At 64.0% G+C, this 23,806-nt stretch carries 14 protein-coding genes; 8 read left to right on the forward strand and 6 right to left on the reverse strand.

The annotated features are described in order from the left end of the window. The first annotated feature begins 166 nt into the window (after positions 1-166). A complete protein-coding gene (locus tag AD664_RS03310; RefSeq protein ID WP_053144368.1) occupies positions 167-2,506 on the forward strand; it encodes an acylase in 2,340 nt (779 codons plus the stop codon). A gap of 142 nt (positions 2,507-2,648) precedes the next feature. Here AD664_RS03310 and AD664_RS03315 read toward each other — a convergent pair whose 3' ends face one another. Together AD664_RS03315 and AD664_RS03320 are read right to left on the reverse strand one after the other, a co-directional pair. Continuing rightward, positions 2,649-3,656, reverse strand: coding sequence for a FecR family protein (locus AD664_RS03315; protein ID WP_053144369.1), 1,008 nt, complete (start codon positions 3,654-3,656; stop codon positions 2,649-2,651). A gap of 176 nt (positions 3,657-3,832) precedes the next feature. Further along, on the reverse strand, positions 3,833-8,647 hold the full coding sequence (locus tag AD664_RS03320) for a dermonecrotic toxin domain-containing protein (RefSeq protein ID WP_053144371.1): 4,815 nt from the start codon (positions 8,645-8,647) through the stop codon (positions 3,833-3,835). Between the two features lie 192 nt (positions 8,648-8,839). On the opposite strand from AD664_RS03320, the gene AD664_RS03325 reads away from it, so the two are divergent. Further along, positions 8,840-9,865, forward strand: a complete 1,026-nt coding sequence (locus AD664_RS03325) for an Ldh family oxidoreductase (RefSeq protein ID WP_053144374.1) — start codon at positions 8,840-8,842, stop codon at positions 9,863-9,865. A 78-nt stretch (positions 9,866-9,943) separates the two neighbouring features. Continuing rightward, complete coding sequence (locus AD664_RS03330) at positions 9,944-10,657, forward strand: GntR family transcriptional regulator (protein WP_053144376.1); 714 nt, start codon at positions 9,944-9,946, stop codon at positions 10,655-10,657. A 105-nt stretch (positions 10,658-10,762) separates the two neighbouring features. On the opposite strand, the gene AD664_RS03335 is transcribed toward AD664_RS03330, so the two are convergent. After that, complete coding sequence (locus AD664_RS03335; protein ID WP_053144378.1) at positions 10,763-11,713, reverse strand: PDR/VanB family oxidoreductase; 951 nt, start codon at positions 11,711-11,713, stop codon at positions 10,763-10,765. After that, positions 11,710-12,795 carry an aromatic ring-hydroxylating dioxygenase subunit alpha gene (locus AD664_RS03340; RefSeq protein WP_042731823.1) on the reverse strand — a complete coding sequence of 362 codons (1,086 nt, stop codon included), beginning with the start codon at positions 12,793-12,795 and terminating at the stop codon, positions 11,710-11,712. Before AD664_RS03340 ends, AD664_RS03335 begins: the two co-directional genes overlap by 4 nt. A gap of 215 nt (positions 12,796-13,010) precedes the next feature. On the opposite strand from AD664_RS03340, the gene AD664_RS03350 reads away from it, so the two are divergent. From AD664_RS03350 to AD664_RS03365, 4 genes are all read left to right on the forward strand, one after another. Continuing rightward, positions 13,011-13,436: a heme-binding protein gene (locus AD664_RS03350; RefSeq protein WP_053144382.1), complete on the forward strand. Its 426-nt coding sequence runs from the start codon at positions 13,011-13,013 to the stop codon at positions 13,434-13,436. Between the two features lie 107 nt (positions 13,437-13,543). Further along, the gene (locus AD664_RS03355) at positions 13,544-14,380 is read left to right on the forward strand and encodes an AraC family transcriptional regulator (RefSeq protein WP_042731820.1); all 837 of its coding nucleotides are present in this window, start codon (positions 13,544-13,546) and stop codon (positions 14,378-14,380) included. 53 nt (positions 14,381-14,433) lie between these two features. Then, the gene (locus tag AD664_RS03360) at positions 14,434-15,036 is read left to right on the forward strand and encodes a LysE family translocator (protein WP_053144384.1); all 603 of its coding nucleotides are present in this window, start codon (positions 14,434-14,436) and stop codon (positions 15,034-15,036) included. A 136-nt stretch (positions 15,037-15,172) separates the two neighbouring features. Further along, positions 15,173-20,299 carry a dermonecrotic toxin domain-containing protein gene (locus tag AD664_RS03365; RefSeq protein ID WP_053144386.1) on the forward strand — a complete coding sequence of 1,709 codons (5,127 nt, stop codon included), beginning with the start codon at positions 15,173-15,175 and terminating at the stop codon, positions 20,297-20,299. On the opposite strand, the gene AD664_RS03370 is transcribed toward AD664_RS03365, so the two are convergent. Beyond that, positions 20,268-21,224: a class I SAM-dependent methyltransferase gene (locus AD664_RS03370; protein WP_053144388.1), complete on the reverse strand. Its 957-nt coding sequence runs from the start codon at positions 21,222-21,224 to the stop codon at positions 20,268-20,270. The two genes, AD664_RS03365 and AD664_RS03370, sit on opposite strands and share 32 nt — an antisense overlap. A gap of 88 nt (positions 21,225-21,312) precedes the next feature. Next, complete coding sequence (locus AD664_RS03375; RefSeq protein WP_053144717.1) at positions 21,313-21,993, reverse strand: murein L,D-transpeptidase catalytic domain family protein; 681 nt, start codon at positions 21,991-21,993, stop codon at positions 21,313-21,315. Positions 21,994-22,156: 163 nt separating this feature from the next. Between AD664_RS03375 and AD664_RS03380 the strand changes: the two genes are divergently transcribed. Next, positions 22,157-23,719: a murein L,D-transpeptidase gene (locus tag AD664_RS03380; RefSeq protein ID WP_053144390.1), complete on the forward strand. Its 1,563-nt coding sequence runs from the start codon at positions 22,157-22,159 to the stop codon at positions 23,717-23,719. The last annotated feature ends 87 nt before the right edge of the window (positions 23,720-23,806 follow it).

The following is a 23,806-nucleotide window of genomic DNA, read 5'->3' on the forward strand; positions in this document are numbered from 1 at the left end:
CGCCCTTCAGGCGATTAATTTTTTTTCATCCGGTTCGTTTCCAGGGGAGGCACATTCCGTTCGAACGGGCGGCGTGTGGATGTTCCAGGGCGAACCGCAGCCGGTTGTCACGAGCCTCGGTGGCCGTCCTGGTTTTCTGAAGTCTTCATCTGGAGTGAACGTGAGAATGTCCGGGCAGTTATCGAGGATGGCCCTCGCGGGCGCTTTTATGGGCGTGGCCCTGGGGCTCAGTCCCGTGGCCGTGGCGCAAGACGACCTGGCGCAGGCCAGCGCCGAGATCCGCCGCACCCGTTTTGGCGTGCCGCATATTCGTGCCCAGGATGAGCGCGGCCTGGGTTACGGCATCGGCTATGCGTACGCCCAGGACAATCTCTGCCTGTTGGCGAACGAGATCGTCACGGTCAATGGCCAGCGCTCGCGCTACTTCGGGCCCGAGCAACTGACGGTGGAGCAGCGGGAAAACCGTGTCAGCGATGTGTTTTTCAACTGGCTCAACACGCCGCAGGCGGTGTCCGGTTTCTGGCAGGCCCAGACGCCACCGGTCCAGCAACGGATCGAAGGCTACGTGGCGGGTTACAACCGGGCGCTGGCCAAGCGCAAGGCCACGGGCCTGCCCGTGGAGTGCGCCAGCGAATGGGTTCGGCCGATCACGGCGCTGGACCTGGTCAAGCTGACCCGGCGCCTGTTGGTGGAAGGCGGCATTGGCCAGTTCGCTGAAGCCCTGGCCGGGGCACAGCCACCCCAGGCGAGCGCACTCAATGGCGCTGTCGCCAATGGTTTTGCAGACGCCGCGACCCGGCAGCAACGGTTCGCCCTGGAGCGTGGCAGCAATGCGCTGGCCATCGGCAGCGAGCGTTCGTTCAACGGTCGCGGGATGTTGCTGGCCAATCCGCACTTTCCCTGGGTGGGCGGCATGCGCTTCTACCAGATGCACCTGACCATTCCCGGCAAGCTGGATGTCATGGGCGCGGCCCTGCCAGGTCTGCCGGTGATCAACATCGGGTTCAGCCAGCACCTGGCCTGGACCCACACTGTCGACACCTCCAAGCATTTCACTCTGTACCGCCTGCAACTCGACCCGAAGGACCCGACCCGCTACCTGATCGACGGCCAGTCGGTGCCTATGAGCCAACAAGCGGTCACGGTGGACGTCAAGCAACCTGACGGGCAGGTCAAAGCGGTGTCCCGCGTGGTCTACGGCTCGCAGTTCGGGCCCATCGTCCAGTGGCCAGGCAAGCTCGACTGGGATAACCGCTTCGCTTTCAGCCTGCGGGACGCGAACCTGGACAACGACCGAGTGCTGGAGCAGTGGTACGCCATGAACCAGGCGGTCTCGCTCAAGGATTTGCAGGGTTCCGTGCACCGCATCCAGGGTATCCCTTGGGTCAACACCCTGGCGGTGGACGACCAGGGGCAGAGCCTCTACATGAACCTGTCGGTGGTGCCGAACGTCAACGCCGCCAAGCTGGCACGTTGCAGCGACCCCCGGGCCGGGCTGCAACTGATCGTGCTGGACGGTTCGCGCAGCGAATGTGCCTGGGACGTGGATCCCAAGGCCGCGCAACAGGGCATCTATGCGGCCGACCAGTTGCCGCAGTTGCTGCGACGCGATTACGTGCAAAACTCCAACGATTCGGCCTGGATGGTCAATCCGGCACAGCCGCTGACCGGCTATTCGCCGCTCATCAGCCAGCACGGCCAGCCGCTGGGCTTGCGTTCACGGTTTGCCCTGGATCGGCTGGGCTCGCTCGCCAAGGACGGAGCGGTGAAGGTGGAAGATCTGCAGCGCATGGTCATGGACGATCGGGTCTACCTGGCTGACCAGGTCGTGCCGGACTTGCTTGGCGCATGCGCCGCCGAGGCCGGCAAAGACGCCGCGGCAATCGCCGAGGCCTGTGCCAGCCTCAAGACCTGGGACCGCACGGCGGGCCTGCACAGTGGGCTGGGTTTCGTGCACTTCCAGCACATCATGGAACGCGTGCAGGCGCTGCCTGAATCGTGGCGGGTCGCGTTCGATCCAAAAGACCCGCAACACACCCCGCGCGGCCTGGCGATCGAGCGGCCGGCGGTGCTCAAGGCTGTGCGCGAGGCCATGCTGGCCTCGGTGGCGGCTGCGCAATGGTCGAAGGACCGTCAATGGCAAGACATTCAAGTCGCCAGCAGCGGTGACCGGCAGACACCGATCCACGGCGGGCCAGGGGAACTGGGGATCTACAACGCCATCCAGAGCGTACCGGCGGCGAACGGCAAGCGCGAAGTGGTCGGCGGCACCAGCTACCTGCAAGTGGTGACCTTCGACGACAAGGGTCCCCAGGCCCAGGGGTTGCTGGCGTTCTCGTTGTCCAGCGACCCCGCGTCGCCTTACTCAACCGACCAGACCCGGGCGTTTTCGCAGAAGCAATGGAATGTGCTGCCGTTCACCGAGCAGCAGATCAAGGCCGACCCGGATTACCAGGCCCAGACCATTCGTGAGCGCGACGAAACAGGCCGGGTGGCAACGCACTAGGCCTTATTCCTACAGCAGAGATGGGGCCGGCCGGGAACCCCTGTGGGAGCGAGCTTGCTCGCGAAAGCGGCAGTCCAGTCGACATTGATGTTGGCTGGGCTCAAGTCTTCGCGAGCAGGCTCACTCCCCACCGGGGAATCACTCAGTGAGGGGCTGGCCGTTGCCCTATGGCGTTGAGGACCGGGTTGCCGTCCTTGTTCTGGGTCAGGTAGACCGGCAGGACCTTGGGCAAGGAAGGCACCAGGTTCTGCACTTCATTGAGGTTGTAGATCCCGCCGATACGCAGGGAGCCGGTGCTGTTGTCGGCCAGCATGACCGGGCGGGCGAGATAGCGATTGATCAGCGGCAGTGCCTCGCTGAGGGCGAGGTTGTCCAGCACCAGCTTGCCGTTGCGCCACGCCAGTGAGCTGTCATCGGCGCCAATGTCACGCACCTGCGGCTGGTAGTCGCCGGCCTTGTAGCTGGCCTGCATGCCCGGGGTCAGTTGCGAACCGGTACTGGCGGGCGCCTGATTGCTGGTCACCCACACGGAACCTTCCAGCAGCGTGACTCGCACCTGATCCTGGTACATCCAGACATTGAAGCGAGTGCCTGTCACGCGCACCTGGCCCTGGCCTGCGCGAACGACAAAGGGGTGCTGCTTGTCATGGCTGACATCGAAAAATGCCTCGCCTTTTTCCAGCGTCACCCGACGCTCATGCTTGTAATTGGCAAACACCAGCTCGCTGCCGAGGTTGAGCTCCACCTGGCTGCCGTCGCTCAAGGTGATATGGCGCACGTTTGCGCCGGCCTCGAAGTGTTCATAGGAATTGGCGACCCAGCCAAGGTGCCAACCCGTGAACGCCGCCAGGGGCAAGCCGACGGCCAGCACTGCCGCCGCAACGGCCAGCCGGCTCCAGCGCGACCGAGGCCGAGGCGCCGGGGATGGGAGGGGGGCGGGTGGCTCGACGCGGGGCAGGTGATCGGCCGTCGTCCAGATCTCCAGCATGGCTTCATATTCGACGGCATGCAGGGGATCGGCATCGTGCCATTGCTTGAAGGCCCGTCGCTCGGCATCGGTGCAGTCGCTGGCATGCAAGCGCATGCACCAATGGGCGGCTGCATCGGTGATGGCGTCGTATTCGGCTTCCGAGAGTGTAGGTTCGGTCATTGACTCTTCCTGGTTTGCCGCATTCTAACCTTCGGCAGGCGCTGCCGAGAACTGCCGTCATGGCGTTTGAACATCAAATGAGCCGGTTTTTACCCAAAGATTCGAACAAAGTCCTACCTTCGCACACGCGTCGTGAAAAAAAGATCAACGCCGCTCGCCAACACTCTGCTTCTCGATCAGGCCGGGTCGAGCTGCCTGCCCAGCTCACAGATGAGCAACGTCATGGAATCAGCATTGCGCAGGATGACGTCGATGCGTTTTTCCGGCAGGTGCGGGTCCAGAAAGGCATTACGTGCCTCGTCCAGGCTCCTGGCGCCGGTCATTTCCAGGATGGCCTTGACCGTGTCCTTGTGGCGGGGGATGAACTCCAGGCTCCTGGACTCTTTGGCGGCAATGTCCCATTCCCGGAACAGTTTGCTGCGCGGCGTGCTCAGCGAAAGTCCGTGGCGCTGCAGTTCTTCCTGTTGGTTATAGGCCACCCGTCCCAGGTGCGTGACCCTTGAAATCAGGTCGAGGAACGGCAACGACGCGTCCAGGTAGATGATGTCGAGCGTGTCGAACAGTTGATGGGAAATCTCGTGGATCAGTATCGCCGCCTGGGCATGGGCATCGACGTTGAACGCGTCCGGGACGAGGGCTTTGTAGCTGTCCAGCCCGGCATCGAAGAACAACTGGGTGAGATAGATCCGGCCTTTTGCCTCGGGTTCGAGCACGAATGCCGTCGCGCCGTCGATCCTGCTCTTGAGGTTGCCGATGACGATGCGCTTGCCGTTCTGCCATTCCCAGGCCGGGTTCGCCAACGCTTGGCACAGGGGCGAGATTGCCGCATGGACTTTCTTGATCAGCGCCACATCGACGGTATAGACGCCAAAAAAAGCCTTGAGGAACGTGTCCAGCCGGGAGCCCACCGGCACTCCCTGCTTGACTCGATCGAGGTTGTGCAGGGCGTTGGTGCAGTAATACCGCGCCGTCTCCAGGGCCTGTACGATGACGGTGGCATGGTGCGGGTATTTTCGGCGGATTTCGTCCATGCCCCGGGCTTCGATGTTCAGGGTTTCGCCAGCCTTGTGGTCGCTGTAGGCGTTGGCCAGGGTGGACATCACCCTGCCGTAGCGGATGGTCTGTCGTTGCGGGTCGATCAGCCATTTCCCGGGGGCGTGGGAAAGCTTGAGTAACGGGCCCTCGCCCTGTTCATGGACCACCTGCCAGGTCCGGTTGACCTTGGCCACTTCGAACACTTTGCCGGCCAAGCTGGTATAGAACCGGCCGGACGCCTGGGCCCGGTAAATGCCGTCGGTGGCGCTCTGCTGGAGATCGGCGAGATTGATCCCCAGCGCCTCGAAGACTTGCAGGTTGGTGCGGGTCGGGCCCGTGGAGGCGATGTCCTGCCAGCGTGGTGGTGCCACCGCCCGGACATCCTGCGCAACGGGCTCCACCGGGGCGAGCAGGCCGAAGGTGTCGTCGCGGTTCATCCAGCCCAATGACACCATCTCGGCGGCGCCGGCGATAAAATTGTGCAGCCCGGCTTTCCAATCGTGCTGCTGTAACGCTTCGGCCGAGGCCTTGAAGTCCTGGTAGCTTTCCCAGAGCGTCTCAATGAAGGCCAGTTTGCCCTGCAATTGCCGACCGATGAACTTGACCCCGGCGCTGAACAGATGCAGGACCGTCTCCCAATCGAACTGACGGTGCCGGTCGGTTTGCGTGTCGAGCATCTGAGACAACAGTTGCCGGTTGTCATTGAATAGGGTGTCGAGCAGGTTGGTCTGGATCGGGTTGGCGGCCAGGGTGATTTCCGACAGGTGCCCGACCGTGCTGGCGAACAGGTTTTTGAACGTGGCCTGCTGGTGCTCCGGCAGGCGGCGAAGCAGCAGGTCCTGGAGCGCCCCTGGGGTGTTGAAAGTGCTGACGACGCTGGCTTCGTCCTTGAATTCGGTAAAGCTGTGGCCCGTGTGATAGGGGGCATACAGAATCTGCGGTCCGGTGCCGTTGGCGCCTCGGCCGATCAGGTACAGGCCCAACGCCTTGACCGCCGTGGCGCCCGCGGTCTTGATCAGCTCCAACGGCCGAACCACGGCATCGGCGCCTTCCACGGCCTGGCGCGCCAGGCCGTCGGGGATGTCCAGCACCTGGCGAATCAGGTCGAAGGCGGTGGGCGAGAGGTGCTGTTGCAGGTGGTGCGCATGCGCGTGTTGCAGAAGTTGCCAAGGGACCTGCCGACGGAACCTGCGCTTGCGGTCTTCGACACCCGCGCCGGTGTCCGACAAGTGTTCCAGCACCTGGTTTTTGTAAGTGCCAGAGATGTCCAGCGACAACAGGATTTGCCGGATCGCGGTTTCGTTCAAGTTATCCGGCAGCTTCTGTCCGGTGCTGGACGACACCTTGAATCCGGGCAGGGCAGTGATGTTCAGGTGGCTCAGGGCAAACTCGGTCAGTGATCTGGCAGGCCCTGCCAACGCCAGTTTCGGTGTGATCAGCAAGGTGGCCGGATCGAGTTTTTTGTCGGCGAAGCGGGCGGTCAGCAAAGCCTTGAGCCGGACGCTCACATAGACGGGCAGGGGCTCGATACCGTCGAGGTAATCCTTGCCGTCCAAGGCGCTGTCCTGGTATTGCTCCAGCAGATTGACCTGCAGGCACTGGTCTTCAAGGGTGGCAGTGCCGAACCAGGCGGGCAGTTTCTGTTGCCAGCGGTCAGTCTTGGCGATCTGCGCGGCGCGCATCAGGTTGGTGGGCGCGCCTTTCCTGACCAGGGCGCGCAGACTGTCTACCAGCGCGGGGCCGGCCAGGCGCCAGTCACCGGCCTTCAATTGCCTCAGGTAACCATGCTCGGCCTCGAAATAACCGATGAACGAATTCATCCGGTTCACCAGCACGTTGTCCTCGATCAGCTCGAACGACGCCAGGCGATAGAGGCCGTGAGGCTTGCGTTGCGCTGGCGGCAGGTTGGCGAGCAGGCCGAAGCGCCTTTGCGAATCCTGCAGGTATTGGTTCAATTGCTGCTCGGCCAATTCAACGGAGGAAAAGGCCCGCAGGCCATCGGCGGGTGACCAGAAAATCCCCAGGCCGGAGTAGGGCGTGTCCAGCCCGCCACGTTCGGTCAACAGAAAACAGTTGGGCAGTGGCAGGGAGACAGTCGAGCCGTCCAGGGTGCAGCTCAGTCGCAACGAATAGACGTCAGGCCGGAAACCCTTGACTCCCGGGCGCTGGGTGCGGTCCGGGTTTTCGGCGTCGAAGGCGAAGACGGTGCGGATGAGATCGTGCGCGGCGGGCGGTAGGGTGCCGTTGAGCTCCCGCAGTTCGGCCTCTGCGCGCACGCCTTGGGAGAACACATGGGTCAGTTCCGGCAGCAGCGCCCGAAGTTCGTCGTCCAGTGCCACATCGGTGGATTGCGGCAACTGGCTGAACAGGCCGTTGAAGGCCTGCTCGACCGATTGATAGGTGTTGCCCTGGCGTTCCAGTCGGTCGGCCATGAAGTTGGACAGGCGCAGTTCGCCATAGAACGACGGTTGGGTGCCCCAGTGTCCGTGTGCCTGCTGCTCCAGCAGTTTGCCGTTGATCAGGCTGCGGATGTCCAGCGCCTTGTCGACCAGTGCGTGGACGTCCATGTCGCCCTGGCGCGACATTTCCATGGCGTAGTGCAGGTTGTTCATCTGCTTGTCGATGATGGCCTCGGCCAGGGACTCGAACACCGGATATGAGAGGGTCTTGCCTGACACGTGCGGCTCGTCGAGACGCAGGAAACGGTTGCGCTCTTGCAGGCTCAGCAGGCTGTAGAGCGCGTCCTTGCGGGCAACCGAGGTGGGCGCACCGAGCAGCGCGGTCTTGAACCCCAGGTGGCCGTCGACGCTCGACAGGCCGTGGTGAGGGGTATACAGGTAATGCTCCTTGCCGCTGATCATCAATGAGCCCGCCAATTCCACGTAAAGCGGCGCGTACTCCCAGAGGCGAACCGATTCCACGAACAACAGCGGTTCCTGCGGGCCGGAGGAGCGGTACAGGCGCAGCAGTTCCTGGCTCTGCGCTTCGGTCAGTTGCCGCTTCTCCCGTTGGATGAACACGGCGGCGCGAAAGCCGTCGCTGATGACCTGCGCGAGAAAGTCCCGGCGCGGGGCATGGAACGGCGCGATGGCATCCCAATAGGCGTCGAGGCGCGCGGCCAGCTTGGGGAGCAGGTTCCGGGCCGTATCCCGCAGGATGGCTTGCCACTGCTGGCTGTTGGACGGCGTCGTGGTGATGCCTGGATGGATAAAGTCGACGTCATGCCCGGCGGGCCGACCCTGATGGTGAAAATACACCAGGACGGCCTCGGCCAGTGACAGGTTGCGCGCGACCCGGCCCGCGCCCATCGTGCCAGGATCGACGTCTGCGCTGAGTGCGACGCGGGCCTGTTTGTGATCGAAATTCGACAGCACCTCGTTCAAGACCTGGTCGAGCATGGCGGCCAGCGACGGAAGCTTGACCAGCTCGTTCACCATCGCCCGGGCGTTTAGGCCCTGGGCCTGTTCGACGGACTCGATCAAGGTGGCGAAAACGTCACCGCGGATGGTTTGCGTGGACGAGGTGATGACGGATGCACCGTTGAGTTCGCTGCGCTGGGGAATCGAGAGCAACCTAAGTAGTTCGTCACGTTGGGTCTTGTCCTTGAGCAGGTTTTCGAGGTGGCTATCCAACGCTTCGGGGCTGTCGAATTTCTGGATCCCGCCGTAGGGCGTGTAAAGAAAGGCCGGTTTGACGGCCGCTGGGCTTTTATCGGTCAAGGCCTTGAGGGTGAGGCAGCCGGCCAGGGGCACCGAGGGTTTGTCCTCGGCCTGCAGGTGGATGGTCTGCGCCTCCATCGGGGGCGTCTGCGCCTGGCGCAGGGCGTGGCTGGGGAGTGCGGCGTGGTGCAGCCATTCCAGATCGGCCTGAGTCAAGCCGTGGCTGTCGTCCAGTTGGTCCAGGTGATTGGCGTCCAACACGTGGGGAAACAGCAGGGGCGTGGGGGCAGTCGTCATCGTTGCTTCTCGATCTTGGCGCCGTGGGCGGCGCGTCCATGGGAAGCGGCCAGCGTGGGCAAGAACGACGATCTTGAGGCGGTACATAGTTATCGCGTGAACAGTTGACAGTGCGCGCGCGAAGCGGTGTTTAATCATGGGCTGGTCCGACTTACGCTGTTGCTACCTCCAACAATCACTCTGGAGCTTCAGATGTCTGCGCAATCCGAACACGTTGGTTCTCGCCCTTTGTCCTTCGATGCCCTGGTGAGTTTGCTGGAGAAAATCTTCCTGCGGCACGGCACCTCTGCCGAGGTCGCCCGGGTGCTGGCTGAGAACTGCGCTGGCGCTGAGCGCGACGGCGCCCATAGCCATGGGGTGTTTCGCATCCCCGGTTATGTCTCGACACTCAAGAGCGGCTGGGTGAACGGGCGGGCAGTGCCGGTGGTCGAGGACGTGGCGTCAGGCTTCGTGCGGGTCGACGCCGCCAACGGTTTTGCCCAGCCAGCCCTGGCCGCCGCGCGTCCGTTGCTGGTGGAAAAGGCCCGCAGCGCCGGCATTGCCGTGCTGGCGATCCGTAACTCCCATCACTTCGCCGCGCTCTGGCCGGACGTCGAGCCGTTTGCCTACGAAGGCCTGGTGGCGCTGAGCGTGGTCAACAGCATGACCTGCGTCGTGCCCCATGGCGCGGATCGCCCGCTGTTCGGCACCAACCCGATCGCCTTCGCCGCGCCACGGGCCGATAGCGAGCCGATCGTCTTCGACCTGGCCACCAGCGCAATCGCCCACGGTGATGTGCAGATCGCCGCGCGCAAGGGCGAGTTGCTGCCGCCCGGCATGGGCGTGGACAGCCTCGGCCAGCCGACGCGTGACCCCAAGGCCATCCTGGAGGGCGGCGCACTGTTGCCGTTTGGCGGGCACAAGGGCTCGGCGTTGTCGATGATGGTCGAGCTGCTGGCCGCGGCCCTGACTGGCGGGCACTTTTCGTTTGAGTTCGACTGGAGCAACCACCCGGGTGCCAAGACGCCGTGGACCGGCCAGTTGCTGATCGTGATCGACCCGAGCAAGGCCGCCGGCCAGGACTTCGCCGAGCGCAGCCAGGAACTGGTCAGGCAGATGCACGGTGTCGGCCTGCGACGGCTGCCGGGGGATCGACGGCATCGCGAACGGGTCAAATCCGCCGAGCAGGGCATCACGCTGGATGAGCAGACGTTGGCGCAATTGCAGGCGCTGGCCTAGGTCGGCGCGCGGTGGCCACCGTGACACGTCACCGCCAGCCTTCTACTATGACGGCTGTTTCTTGGGGAAATCGCCTGGATGAGTAAGCCCGGTCAAACGGTGCTGGTTGCGCTGCGTAAAATGATCGCCTCGGGGGAGTTGGCCGCCGGCGAGCGCCTGATGGAAATTCCCACGGCCGAATTGTTCGGCGTGTCACGCATGCCGGTGCGCATGGCCTTTCGCACGCTGGAGCAGGAAGGCCTGCTGGTGCGCTTTGGCGGGCGAGGCTTCCAGGTGCGTTCGGTCAGTCCCGAGGAGATCGCCGGGGCCGTGGAGGTGCGAGGTGTGCTGGAAGGCCTGGCCGCCCGGCAAGCGGCCGAGCGCGGCTTGTCCGACGAGGCCCGGGCGACCCTCGAACGGTGCCTGGTGCAGGGCGATGCGCTGTTCGCCAAAGGTTTCGTGACCGAGGATGACCTGGAGGTCTACCACGACCTCAACATGCGTTTTCACCAAGTAATCGTCGAAGGCAGCCACAACCCTGCGATTGCCGTGGCCCTGGCTCGCAACGACCACCTGCCATTCGCCTCCGTCACGGCCCTGGCGGTGGATCGCCAGAACATGGCCGGCGAGTTTCGCCGCTTCAACTACGCCCACATGCAGCACCACTCGGTGTTCGACGCCCTGATCAACCGCCAGGGTAGCCGCGCCGAGGCAATCATGCGTGAGCACGCCAATGCCACCTTGCGCTACGCCGAAGTGTTCGGCTCGACCCTGGCGGATGAGCGGATGACGGTGATTCTGCGTTCCGAGTGATGAATTTCGGGGTGGCTCGGCCGGTTGGTCGATGCGGCGGGGCGCTTGCCTGTTACCGGGCAGGAAAACCGCCTTCGCCAGCGGGCTGACGAAGGGGATGTTCGCTCAGAGATCCAGCACCAGCAACGGTGTCCTGGACCTGGAGCAGCAAGGGGTGAACTGGTCGTTGCCGGCTTGTTCGGCCTCGGTCAGGAACAGGTCTCGATGCTCCGGCACCCCTTCCAGGACGCGGGTCAGGCAGGTGCCACAGACGCCTTGCTCGCAGGAAATCGGGATCTCGATGCCATGGCTCTCCAGCACTTGCACCACGCTGCGGTCCGCCGGGATCTCGAACACCTGGCCGCTGCTGGCGAGCTTCACCGAGAAAGCACCATCGGCGCCGGTGTCGACGGGCGCGGCGGCGAAGTATTCGCGGTGCAGTTGGGTGTCCTGCCAGCCTTGGGCCTTGGCGGTGTCGAGCACGTGCTGCATGAACCCGCCGGGGCCGCACACATACAGGTGCACGTCGTCAGAGGGCGCGGCCAGCAGTCGGGCGGTGTCCAGTCGCGTCTCGGGTTCTTCGTCGAAATGCAGGAACACCCGGTCGGCGTAGGGCGCCAGGCGCAGGCGCTCGATAAAGGCGGCGCGTTCCCGGGAGCGAGCACAGTAATGCAACTCGAACGCCGCACCGGCCTGGGCCAGGTGCTCGGCCATGCACAGGATCGGGGTGATACCGATGCCACCGGCAAACAACAGGCTGCGCCGGGCCTGCGTGGCGAGGGGAAACAGATTGCGCGGCTCACTTATGAACAGCCGCGCGCCGGTCTGGATCTGCTCATGCAGGCTGCGCGAGCCGCCGCGCGACGCCGGGTCATGAAGCACGCCGATCACGTAGCGATGGCGCTCCTCGGGGTGATTGCACAAGGAGTATTGGCGGATCAAGCCGCCGGGCAGGTGCACATCGATGTGGGCGCCGGCGGTGAAGGCGGGCAACGGCTGTCCATCGACCCGGGTCAGTTCATAGCTGCAGATGTCCAGCGCTTCGCTGTGCCGCGCCGTGACCTGGACTTCGATCATGGCCGCTGCTCCGCGTGGTGGGGCGGCTGGGTACTGGCGATCAGCGCCGCCTGCGCCTCTTGTTCCCGGGCAATCCAGCGTTCCAGCACGCGGCGCGACTGTACGCCACCGGCATCGATGTTGAGCTTGAGCAGGTTGCGTTGCGGATGGTCCAGCAGGTTGCGCTGCTGGCGTTCGAGCATTTCCAGGTCTTCACTGAAGATCTTGCCCTGGCCTTCGCGGATGCTTGCGGTCAGGGCCTCGTCCTGCGGCTGGAAGTGCCGGGCCATGCCCCAGAAATACCAGATGGAGGTTTCGGTTTCCGGGGTGATGAAATCCACCACGATGCTCGACGCCTTGAACTGCGGCGCGGCGTGATAGCCGCCCTTGCCGGCATGGGCTACGCCGACCTCGATCATGACGTGGCTGGGCGGGGTGAAGCGGCAAATCTGCCAGCGGTCCACCGGCACGTCGTCGGCCAGGTTGTTGCCGCGCAGGGCCATGCGCCAGAAAGGCGGGGCCATGATGTTCTCCATGTGCCGCGCGGTGATCACTTCGTCGCCTTCGACGGTGGTCTGCGGCGGAGCCTCGTCGATTTCCTTCTGGCCGATGCTGGAGGCGTGCACGTAGGTTTCGTGGGTCAGGTCCATCAGGTTGTCGATCATCAGGCGATAGTCGCAATGGATATGGAACAGCCCGCCGCCGTAGGCCCACTCATCGCTTTGCGCCCATTCCAGGTGATGGATCAACGCCGGATCGGCCTGCGCCTGGTCACCCGGCCAGACCCAGATGAACCCATGGCGTTCCTGCACCGCGAACGTCTTGTTGCAAGGAAAGCCGCGGACCCGTTGCCCAGGCATCTCGACGGTTTTGCCATCGCAGCCCATGACAAGGCCGTGGTAGCCGCACACCAGGTTGCCGTTCTCGACGTAGCCCAGGGAGAGCGGGGCGCCGCGATGGGGGCAGAAGTCTTCCACGGCGGCAACCTTGCCCTCGTGGCCGCGGTAGAAAACGATCTTCTCGCCGCAGATCTGGCGCCCCAGGGGCTTGTCGGCGATTTCATCGGGGGTGCAGGCAACGTACCAGGCATTCTTGGGGTACATGACGGATCTCCAGGCGGATGTTGTTCTTGTCTGTGGATCCATTAACACTCTTAACTAATTTTCTTGTCAACGATTTTCAGGGTTTTATCGACGATATGCAGCCTTCAATGGATCCATTGATGGTTGTGTACCTTAACCTGTTTGAATTTTGCCGGCTCACCGCGGATCGAAGCACAATACCCGGCACGCCTTTCCTGCATGGCATGGAGTGATTGATGAAAACCAAAGCCGTACTCACCGAACAAGACGTTGCACAATTGCTTGTCGCGGCCAAGGAACTGGCTCATCAACGGCAATGGGCCGTGTCGGTCTGCGTGGTGGACGACGGCGGCCATCCCTTGGGCCTGTTGCGCCTGGACGATGCCTCGCCGCTGTCGGCCTACATCGCCACTGAAAAAGCCCGTACCGCCGCCATGGGCCGACGGGACAGCAAATTTTTCGAGGACATGATCAACGGCGGCCGCTATGCGTTTCTCAGTGCACCGCAGTTGCAAGGCATGCTCGAAGGTGGCGTGCCCATTCGCCACGACGGCCTCTGCATCGGCGCCATGGGCGTGTCCGGGGTCAAGTCCGAGCAGGACGCCGAACTGGCCCGGCTGGCGCTGGAGACGGTGCTGCCGGTGATCACGCCGGATGCCTGAACCCTTGGAATCACCCTGGTGGGAGCGTTCGATTGCACAAATCTTCCAGACAGCCATCGGCCTGAGCGGTTAATCTGCCAGGGCACCTACAACGAGCAGGGCAAGGCATGACGGCGCATAACTGGATCGATCTCAAGCAGGACGCCACGTCCGGTATCGAGACCGTGCGCGCGCATTTTGAAGGGCATGCCTACGATCCCCATTGGCACGACGCTTATCTGGTGGGCGTGACCGAGCAGGGCCTGCAGCAGTTTCATTGCCGCCGCCAGCAACACAACAGCACGCCGGGCAAGGTCTTCCTGCTGGAGCCCGGCGAGCTCCACGACGGCAATGCCCCCCAGGCCGGTGGCTTTACCTACCGCACCCTGTACCTCGACCCTCTCTGGCTGGAGCGTGAGTTACGCTCGTTGTTCGACGTCGCGCCGGACCATGGGCAACTGGGATTCGCCGCCACCCTGGCCGACGACGCGCGCCTGGCCAGCGCAACGGCGATGGCATTCCAGAGCCTGCATGACCAGGAAATCCGCATCGTCCGGCAAACGGCGCTCGACACCTTGCTGGCCAACCTGACCCAGCATTTGCACTGGCGGGCGCGGATCAATCCCGATCCCCGCTTGCCGCTGGTGGCGCAGCAGGCCCGCGACTACCTGCACAGTCACCTGCACGAAGACATCGGCCTGGACGACCTGGCACAGGTTACCGGCGTCGATCGTTTTCGCCTGACCCGCGCGTTCAAGGCCGCGTTCGGCCTGGCGCCCCACGCCTACCTGATCCAACTGCGCCTGGCCCGCGCCCGGCGCTTGCTGGCCCGTGGCGAAAGCGCCGTGGCGGTGGCAGCATTGCTCGGCTTTGCCGACCAGAGTCACTTGGGGCGCTGGTTCCAGCGCGCCTATCGGCTGAGCCCGGCGGACTACCGCAAACGCTGCTCAATTGTTCCAGACTGAGCACTCGCGGATCGGGATGATCGACACACGATCACCTAGCGAGATGTTGCTCCATGGACCAGTTACTGCCGTTTGCCTTGTTCGCCTTTGTCGCCTCCATCACCCCCGGCCCCACCAACATCCTGGTACTGAGCCACAGTACGCGCTTCGGCCTGGCGACCACCTTGCCGATCATTCTGGGGGCCTGCGCCGCGGCGGCATTGCTGGTGCTGTTGGTGGGGACGGGGTTGGGGGATGTGCTGGCGCGCCATGCGACCCTGCAAACGCTGCTGTCCTGGGCCGGCATCGCCTGGTTGAGCTGGATGGCCTGGCAGATTTTCCGCACCCCGGCCGAGGCCATCGACCCGGCCCAGCCTGTGGAAGGCCCGCGCCTGGGCCTGGCGGGCGCCGCCGCGTTGCAACTGGTGAACCCCAAGACCTGGATGATGGCGCTGGCGGTGGTCAGCGTGTTTGCCGGCACCGACGCCGACCGCACGGTGCGGGTGCTCTGGCTGTCCCTGGCATTTTTCGCGATTTCCATTCCGTGCCTGACCGTCTGGGCCTGCCTGGGCCTTGGCGCCGCGAAGTTCTGTCGGTCCGCCGTGGCGATGGGGCGATTCAATCGGGCCATGGCAGTGCTGCTGTTGCTGTCGGCGTGGTTGACGCTGTTGGTTTAGACGCCCGGCGCCGGCAACCCCTTGCAACGGTTGGAGAGTTTTAAACAGCGGCCTTTTCTTGGAGCATCGAGTTCGCGCCGGCTCGGCCGGCGCTACCCGTCGAACGACGCATTGCCCCCAAGGATGGAGGTCCACCATGTCTACCCTCGATACCCATGTCGAGTTCATCGAAGCCAGGCTGCCCGCCTGGTTGAAGCAGGCCACACGGCCCCGGCAGCAACGTTTCAAGGCGCTTACCCGGCAGTTGCAGCGCGACAGCGACGCCTTGAACGCGTTGCTGGCCGACCTGCCTTCGCCTTACGCCTTCACCCTCGACCGGCTCAAGGTGCAGCCGCAGGTGCAAGGCTGGCACCTGGTCAATGGCGGCGGCAGCGTCACCGACGCGTTGCGCCGGGCACGGGTGCGACGCGGGCCTTCCGTGAGCGATCCGTCGATGTCCGTGATCGAGGCGGCCATGGCCAACTATTCGCCTGTCGACGCGGTTGCCGGCGGGGATTTCGACCAGAAAGGCGAGCTGTTCATCCAGGGCCGGCGAGGGGAGTTCGGCCACGGCGATGCCCCATCGGACAGCGCGCCCCTGGGCATGAGCCCGGCCAGCTTCGCCAACCTTTGTCGGCAGATGGACGTCGGCGGAGCCTACCGGCAGATACTTGAACACAAGCTCCCGCGCATCACCGGCCAACTCCCCGGCGTGGCGAAGGCCTACATCGCCTATGCACGCAGCCAACTGCTCCACGATGCCTACGAGGCCAAACTGGACGGACGCCTGGACGCTACGGGCGAGCGGTTGCTGGCCTACGCGGGCGTCCATCTCGAAGAGCAGCCTGTGGTGCCCTTGGCCTGCGAGGTCAAGGCCTTGGAGCTGCTGGGGGCGCCATTGTTCGGCGTTCGGGTGTACTGGGGGCTGGCGGGGGACGCCAACGGCGTTCGTCCGATCGTCCTGCACATGCCCCACGACAGGGTGGCGCCGCTCAAGCAGTTCGCCAGTTTGCAGGCGCTGTCGGCGGAGCTGACTGAACGGGTGCGCAAGCGTCGTTATCGCCAGGGTCTGGTGAAGTATTTTCCTCAGCGTCTGCAGGCCAGCCTGGGCCCAGCCCTGCATGACCAAGTGGAATGGACGATCACGGACAATCCCAATCTCTTCCAGGAAATCCACGCGCGCATCACCGGTTGGCGCGAGGGGGAACGGGGCGAGGACGACAACCCCCGGCGCATCCGCATTCCCGTGCCCAAGGTGCCCTGGAGCCTGAATGAGATGCGCGAGGATCATTGGTACGCCGCCTACCATGAATGGCGTGGCCATACGCTGGGTAACGCTGCGGCGCTGATGGTGCCGACCCAGGATCAGGATTGGCGGGCGTGGCTGGCGAAGTTCGCGTATTGGGAAAACCTGGTGGAGCGCTCACTGATGCTCGCCACGACTTTTTTCCCATTTTGCGCACCCATTGGCATGGTGGCAGCGGCGGTGGGCGGGGTGCGCCTGGTGTACGAAATCTTCGAAGGTATCCAGGCCTTCAACGAAGGCCACGCGCAGGAAGGCATCGAGCATATCTTCAACGTGTTGTTCGGGGTCGCACAAGGTGCCTACCTGGGCTTCATCGGCGGGGCCATCGAGCCGATGCCGGTGGCTGACGGCACCACCCGTCTGTGGAATGGCGACGTGCGTCCCTTCGAAGCGCAGCGCTTGCCACCGCGGGAGGCCGAGCAGGACGCCTGGGGTGTCTGGCGCACCACGGACGAAGCCTGGGTGCGTATCGAGGATCGCTACTTCGAGGTGCAGGGAACCCGGGATAATCTGAGTCTGCGCCTGCCGTCCGGGCATCGGGGCGTGACGCCGCCGCTGGAATGGAGCCGCAGCCGTGGTTGGCAGTGGGCTCATCGCAACCCGATGCAGCGCGACAACCTGGGGCTGTTGCGCACCTTTGACCAGACGCCTGCCGATCTGGACGACGCGACGATTCTCGCGGTGCAACGTCGGGTCGGCATCAGCGAGGCGCATCTGCGCTTCCTGCAAGTCGAGGCGCGACCGATGCCGGCGATATTGGCCGACGCGCTGGATGAGGCGCGGAACTGGCAATGGGTGCGCTACACCATCGAGCGCCTGCGCCGGGGTGAAGCGCCCCAGGGCAGGCATTTTCGCATCGTCCAGACCCTCGCGGAACTGCCGGGCTGGCCGAAGAACACAACGCTGCGTTATCACGATGGCGTCACGCTTTATCCCGTGGGCAGCATGAGCGACACGCGGTTTATCCTGCTGAGCAAAATGGACCTTGCCAGCGACGCGTGGGCCGCGCGGGTCCTGGATGACTTGAGCGTCAATGAACAAAGTGCGCTGCTGGGACAAAACAGTCTCGGGTTGCCGCCGCTGGAGCGCAGTCGTCTGTTGGCCGGGCGTTGGGCCGCACACCTGGAAAGAAGCGCCCGACGGGTGACCCTGGCGATGGTCAGGTCTGTCCAGCTTGAACCCCTGGCCGTGCCCCTGGCCAGGGCGTTCCCGGGTCTGCCGGAGTCCATCGCCAACGAGCTGGTCTACGAAGTGGCGGGCAATGATCGGCTGAGCCTGCTGGAGGGGCGGGTTGCTGAGAACCTCGGCACCCAGTGCGCCGAAGCCTTGCGCGAGCTGCGCCTGAGCCGGGCCCTGCGGGCGCTGGAGCGCGGCGACAGTACGCTCGACCGCGATCGCATCGTCATCAGCCTGCTCGCCAAGGCGCCTGGGTTGAAGGGCCGCGTGTACCTGCGCCTGTGGTTACGCGAGCTGCCGGGCCCGCTCGAACTGGGGGGCTCCGGGCCGTTGAAAGTGATCCGTCAGGAAGGCGACCTGTATCGTCCCTTCGACGAAACCGGTGAAGAGCTGGCCAGCGCCTTGAGCCTGGAGGAGGCGCTGTTGAGAGCCATGCCGGACGATGCCCGCGGCGCATTGGGCTTGAACATCTGGGAGGCGGCCAAACTGCGCAGCCAACTGTTGGTTCAAGCCCTGGACGATCGCCAAGCCCTTCGCTCCTATCTGTCGATGCGCCGCCAGGGCAGCCTCGGCTCCAAGCCACAGTGGTTGAACGGACACCTGGTGTATCCGCTCAGCGGCCGCGGTAGGCTCGGGTTGCAAGAATGGATCGACAGTTTGAATCAGCGTCTTGAGCGGCTTTATCCCGCGCACGCTGGGGGCGGCCTCGAACGACTGCGGTCAGGTCTGGCCAACCAGGCTGAAATCCAGGGCATCAGCATCGGTGAACTGGTCAGTCGCCTGGAAAGCGACTGGGCCACGCTGGACGAACAGCTGCGCCAGTGGACGGATCATGAAGGCTTCCATCACCCGGTCGAGCAGGCCCTGGACCGCGAGACGCTGATTGCACAACGGCGGCTGATTGCCAGGAGAATCCGTCGTGCGTGGCAGCGCGCACCGGATCCGGGTCGAGAAGGCAGCGAGTTGGTGCTGCGAATAGAAAACGTCACCCTGGGTCGGCTGCCGCCGGTCAGCGTTCGTTTCGAGCATATCGAAGCGGTGATCTTGAGCAACGCGGGCCTGATGGAGGATCCTTCGGACTTTCTGCGTATGTTCCCCCAGATCGACACGCTGAACCTGCACGGCAATCACCTCACCAGCATCCCGACGGCGGTGGCTGAGTTGTCCACGTTGGTCGACCTGTCATTGGAGCACAATCCGCTGCATCTGAACGCGAATGTGTTCGCGCCATTGTTGGGCAGCGAAATGCCCGTTCCTTTATGGACCTTGAACCTGTCAGGCATCAGCAGCGGTGCAGAGGCGGGCACCAGCGCCCAGGTGCTTGCGGCCATCAGCAGCCTGTCCGCGCTACCGTCCTTGCGTGAGGTCGTATGGACCGACAACCTGAGTTTTACGGCTGAGCAGCTACAAGCCCTGACCAGTGCGGTACCGGGCTTGCGGACCTTGAACCTGATGCGCTGTGGGCTGCGCCTGGATGAGCAGGGCAGCGCCTTCCTGCGCACGGCCACGGCGTTACGGGAGCTGCGCCTGAGCGAAAACAATTGCCGGGATTTACCAGCGTTGCCCGAACTTACGAGCCTGCTGGAGCTGGAACTGGCGAGGTCCAGGCTGGATCGGGTGCCGCCGCAGGTGCTGTCGGTGTTGGCCAGGCATACCGAGCAGAACTTTTTTCCTGACATGTTCGTTGTCGATCTGCGGGACAACCGGATCAGTAATATCGAGGACGACCTGCTGCCTGCGCTGCGCCGCTTGACCAATGAGGAGACACTGGGAATCTGGCTCGACGATAATCCATTGCCCAGCGCGCAAATCGTGTCGCTTCGCGATTTGATGCCCGACGCTTTCCGCTACAGCATCGATGACTGGCTGTACATTTCTCCTCCCTTGCAAAGGGCGCTGGAAGTGGCCCGTGATGATCCCGCGATGCGTCGGTTCATCGACTGGTTCTCCTCCGGCATCCAGGCCGCCGACGGTCGTTCGCCGACCGGGTTGACGTTCGCTGACCGTGAGAGAGCGGCGAGCGTGATGCGGCAGTACGTCAACTATCGCGACGTCTACGTCAACCTGCCGACGCAACTGGGCGATTTCGACCAGCAATTGCAGCAACTGCGCGCACGCCTGCATGTTCGCAGCCTCGACAGGCAGCCGCCCGACCTGGCCGAGCTGGAAATGCATTTCCTGATGTTCGAGTCGGTGATGCACGCCCGCCTGGTCCGACGTGGCCCGCCGTTCGGGACTTTTCTGAACACTCACCACACCCTTTGGGACCAAGCGCTGACGGGACGCTACCCCGACGCCGTGCAACGTCAGGGACACATGAACCGCGACGCGTTCACCGACTGGCTCAGCGATGCCCAGGACACCTTCAACAGCAACGACCAGGACCCGCGCATCGGCGAAATGACCTGGCGACCCTACCTGGGGTTGATGTCCCAGGAGTGGTCCGAAGGACTGGCGCTCTGGGAAGCGGTCGATGATGACCTGGTGGACGCCTTCAGCGGGCCTGTGGATCCCTCGCGATGGCCCCAGGTCATGCTGGACAACCTGGCGCACCCGGAGGCCGACCTGCCCAGTGCCTGGGAGTCGATCATGGAGGACGGGCAAACGGTCTGGCGCCGCGTCAGGCTGGAAGCGGTGGCGGACGTGGATTGGACGGCGGGCCGGCCGGTGACCCTCACCGAAGACCAACTGCGCCGGACCATGGCCATTTATCGCTCGGTCAAGAGTCGGGAGATCGAGGCATTGGTACGTCGAGTGACTGCAAGCCTGGTCAATGTCTGGTGGCCGGTGCTGCCGCTTTGAAGACCAGCGCCTTCAGGCCGCACTGAGGGTCGATGTCGGGAAACTCCGGCGGGTTGGCCAGGCGTTCGCTGAAGGCCAGCCCGGGGGCTTCGCGGGTGACGCCGTCGATCAGAAAGTCTGTGCCGGTGGCCGGGTCATTGCTGCACGCCAGGACGGTGCCGTCGGCAGTCAACAGTTCCGGCAGCCGGCGCAGCACCCGTTGGTAATCCTTGGTCAGCAGGAAACTGCCTTTCTGGAAGGTCGGCGGGTCGATGATCACCAGGTCGTAGGGTCCGCTGTTGATCACCTTGCCCCAGGACTTGAACAGGTCGTGGCCGAGGAAACTCACCTGGCCCAGGTCATGACCGTTCAGGCGATGATTGTCGCGGCCGCGGCTCAAGGCCGCGCGGGACATGTCCAGGTTGACCACGTGCTGCGCGCCGCCGGCGATGGCCGTCACCGAAAAACCACAGGTGTAGGCGAACAGGTTCAGCACGCGTTTGCCCGCCGCGTGGGTGCGTACCCAGTCGCGGCCATAGCGCATGTCGAGGAACAGGCCGTTGTTCTGCTTCTTGCCCAGGTCGATCCGGTAACGCAGGCCACCTTCGGTCAGAGTCCATTCGTCGATGGGCTCGCCCACCAGCCACTGGGTGAGGCTCTGCGGCAGGTAACGGTGTTGCACCGCCAGGGTATGGGCCTGGCTCTGTTGCCAGGCCGGCGTAGTCGTGAGGGCGAGCAGGGTCGACAACAGGCCTTGCCACTGTGCCGGTTCCGGTTCCTTGAACACCGAGACCAACACCACGCCTTGGAGCCAATCGACGGTGAGCTGCTCCAACCCCGGCCAGCAACGCCCCCGGCCATGGAACAGGCGGCGGGTTTCTGCCGGCACGCAGGACAGGGCGGTCAGCAAATGGGTCTGCAGGGTGTGAAGGGCTTCAGGGTTCATCAGGCAACGCCGGCGAGTCGAAAGGCCGGCATTTTAGCGATAGCCCGGTCAGGTGCAATCCTTGTGGCGAGGCGATTTACCGCTCGGTTCAACCGCCACGGGTCGCCAGGATGCTCGCCACCTGTTGTGGCCGGCAGTTCAGGTAGGCGGAACGCTTGAGCCAGCTCGGGTCCGGGTACCAGGAAAACATGAATTGCCCATCCTTGAGCTTGTCGATGACCTGGCGTGCCACCTTGGGACGCACCGCTGGGCAGCCCTGGCTGCGGCCGATACGGCCCTGGCGCGCGCTCCACAGCGGGTTCACGTAGTCGGCGGCGTGGATCACGATCGCCCGGTCGCGGGCCTGGTCGTTGAAGCCCGGCTCCAGGCCGTCCATGCGCAGCGAGTAGCCGTGGGTGCCCTGGTAGCTTTCCTGGGTACGAAACAGGCCCAGGCTGGACTGGTAGCTGCCCAGTTGATTGGAGAATTGCGTGGCGAAATTTTCCCCGGATTTCTGTCCGTGGGCCACCAGGTCGCGTAGCACCAGTTTTTTCTGGCGCAGGTCGAAGATCCACAGGCGGCGCGCCGTGGACGGTTGCGAATAGTCGATCACTGCCAGGTGGCGGGCCTGGGTAGCACCGTTGGCGACGGCGCATTGCATGGCACTCAAGGCACTTTTCAACGCCTGGGGATTGAGTTCCGGCGCCGCGTGGGCGAGGCTGTTGTAAAGGAGTTGGGAATTGGGCTGGCCAGCCAGCGCCGGGCTGCACGTGATGCCCAATGCGGTCATGACCAGGCCGAGTCGGCGCACCAGGCCCGACACGATTGAAAAATTCCCACGGCGGTGTGTGTGTGCGGCATCCCGTCCGGTCTTGTTCGTTTGCATAATGGCGGGTCGTACCTGTCGCAATGTTTGACCGTCAACGAGACGGCCATGGAGTGGAGTAAAGCAGTTGTTCAAAAAATCCGCATGTTACCTGAGCCTTTTGTTGCTCACCGCGCCATTGGTCGCAACAGCCGAGGACGGCGACCCGGCGCTGGTGCAGACCACACTGGCGCAACTGTCGGTCACATGCCCGGAAGTCGCGGCCAGCGTCGACTTTTCGACGATGATCAACTTGCAGGCGTTCTATCAGCAAAACGCAGGCCAGGAGGTCTGGTCGACCGACGAGCGACTGGAGGCGTTGCACCAGCAGTTGCAGCAACTGGCCGATGACGGGCTGGATCCGGCGCGCTACGGCTTGCCCGCCGCCGGTTCGCTGCAGGGCGCCCATTGCGTCGACATCGCCATCACTCAGCGCTACCTGCAAGCCTTGTACGAGCTGCGCTTCGGCTATTTGCCCCAGGACCGGCTGGAGCCGGTGTGGAAAGCCGACCCACAAGCCGTCGACCGTCCGGCCCTGGTGCTGGCCATTGCCGTGCCCGGCGTGCAGGACCTGGCCAAGGCATTCGAGCAGGCGCGGCCGAACCTGGAGTTGTATCGCAACCTGCGCAGCCTCTATGCGCGATTGCGCCAACAGCCGTTGGCCGACTGGCAACCGGTGCCCGGCGGTCCGTTGCTGCAACCGGACAAACAGGATGCCCGCATCCCGGCCCTGGCCCAACGGTTGTACAACGAAGGCTACCTGAGCGCGCCGCCGACCGTGGATGACGAGCACTACAGCCCCACGTTGGTGGACGCGATGAAGCGCTTCCAGCTCCAGCATTCGCTGCAAGCCGATGGGGTGGTAGGGCCGTGGACGGTCACCGAGTTGAACATCAGCCCGGCGATGCGCCGCGAGCAGTTGCGCATCAACCTTGAACGCATGCGCTGGCTGGCCCAGGACCTTGAGCCCGACAGCGTCCTGGTCAACGTTGCGGCCGCCCAGTTGACGGTCTACCAGGGTGGTGCGCCGGTCTGGCAGACGCGTACCCAGGTGGGACGTGCCCAACGGCAGACACCGCTGCTCAAATCCCGGGTCACCCGCCTGACGCTCAACCCGACCTGGACCATCCCGCCGACCATCATGCGCGAGGACAAGCTGCCCGAGATCCGTCGCGACCCGGAATTCCTCAACCGGCACAACCTGAAGATCCTCGACCGTGATGGCCTGCCGTTGACCGCCGAGCAGATCGACTGGGAGCATCCGGGCAACCTCATGCTGCGCCAGGATCCCGGCCCGAAGAACCCGCTGGGAAAAATGGCGATTCGCTTTCCCAATCCGTTCTCGGTGTACTTGCATGACACCCCCAGCCAGGCCTTGTTCAGCAAAGGGCCACGGGCGTTCAGCTCGGGTTGCGTGCGCATCGAGCAAGTGCTGCACCTGCGGGACCTGCTGGTGACCCCGGCCGAGCGCGACCGCACCGACACGCTGCTGGCCACCGAACTGACCCACGAGTTCAGGTTGGCCAAGCCGGTGCCGATCCTGCTGGGTTACTGGACCGTGCAGGCGGACAGCCAAGGCCAGGCGGTGTACATCCCCGATGTCTATGGGCGCGATGCTCCGCTGTCGGCGGCCCGGGGGCGGGCACTCTGAGGTCGTCTCGGGCCGTATAGCCGCTGTTTGTGAAAGAACCCAAACAGCGCCAGCCCCTGTGGGAGCGGGCTTGCCCGCGAATGCGGT

This window comes from Pseudomonas sp. P97.38 (assembly GCF_001269745.1).
GTDB lineage: Bacteria > Pseudomonadota > Gammaproteobacteria > Pseudomonadales > Pseudomonadaceae > Aquipseudomonas > Aquipseudomonas chlororaphis_E.

What these genes read in the sequence shown, in the direction of transcription:
- AD664_RS03310 (WP_053144368.1), top strand. Translation starts at nt 167, where the DNA reads ATGTCCGGGCAGTTATCGAGGATGGCCCTCGCGGGCGCTTTTATGGGC.
- AD664_RS03315 (WP_053144369.1), bottom strand. Translation starts at nt 3,656, where the DNA reads ATGACCGAACCTACACTCTCGGAAGCCGAATACGACGCCATCACCGAT.
- AD664_RS03320 (WP_053144371.1), bottom strand. Translation starts at nt 8,647, where the DNA reads ATGACGACTGCCCCCACGCCCCTGCTGTTTCCCCACGTGTTGGACGCC.
- AD664_RS03325 (WP_053144374.1), top strand. Translation starts at nt 8,840, where the DNA reads ATGTCTGCGCAATCCGAACACGTTGGTTCTCGCCCTTTGTCCTTCGAT.
- AD664_RS03330 (WP_053144376.1), top strand. Translation starts at nt 9,944, where the DNA reads ATGAGTAAGCCCGGTCAAACGGTGCTGGTTGCGCTGCGTAAAATGATC.
- AD664_RS03335 (WP_053144378.1), bottom strand. Translation starts at nt 11,713, where the DNA reads ATGATCGAAGTCCAGGTCACGGCGCGGCACAGCGAAGCGCTGGACATC.
- AD664_RS03340 (WP_042731823.1), bottom strand. Translation starts at nt 12,795, where the DNA reads ATGTACCCCAAGAATGCCTGGTACGTTGCCTGCACCCCCGATGAAATC.
- AD664_RS03350 (WP_053144382.1), top strand. Translation starts at nt 13,011, where the DNA reads ATGAAAACCAAAGCCGTACTCACCGAACAAGACGTTGCACAATTGCTT.
- AD664_RS03355 (WP_042731820.1), top strand. Translation starts at nt 13,544, where the DNA reads ATGACGGCGCATAACTGGATCGATCTCAAGCAGGACGCCACGTCCGGT.
- AD664_RS03360 (WP_053144384.1), top strand. Translation starts at nt 14,434, where the DNA reads ATGGACCAGTTACTGCCGTTTGCCTTGTTCGCCTTTGTCGCCTCCATC.
- AD664_RS03365 (WP_053144386.1), top strand. Translation starts at nt 15,173, where the DNA reads ATGTCTACCCTCGATACCCATGTCGAGTTCATCGAAGCCAGGCTGCCC.
- AD664_RS03370 (WP_053144388.1), bottom strand. Translation starts at nt 21,224, where the DNA reads ATGAACCCTGAAGCCCTTCACACCCTGCAGACCCATTTGCTGACCGCC.
- AD664_RS03375 (WP_053144717.1), bottom strand. Translation starts at nt 21,993, where the DNA reads ATGACCGCATTGGGCATCACGTGCAGCCCGGCGCTGGCTGGCCAGCCC.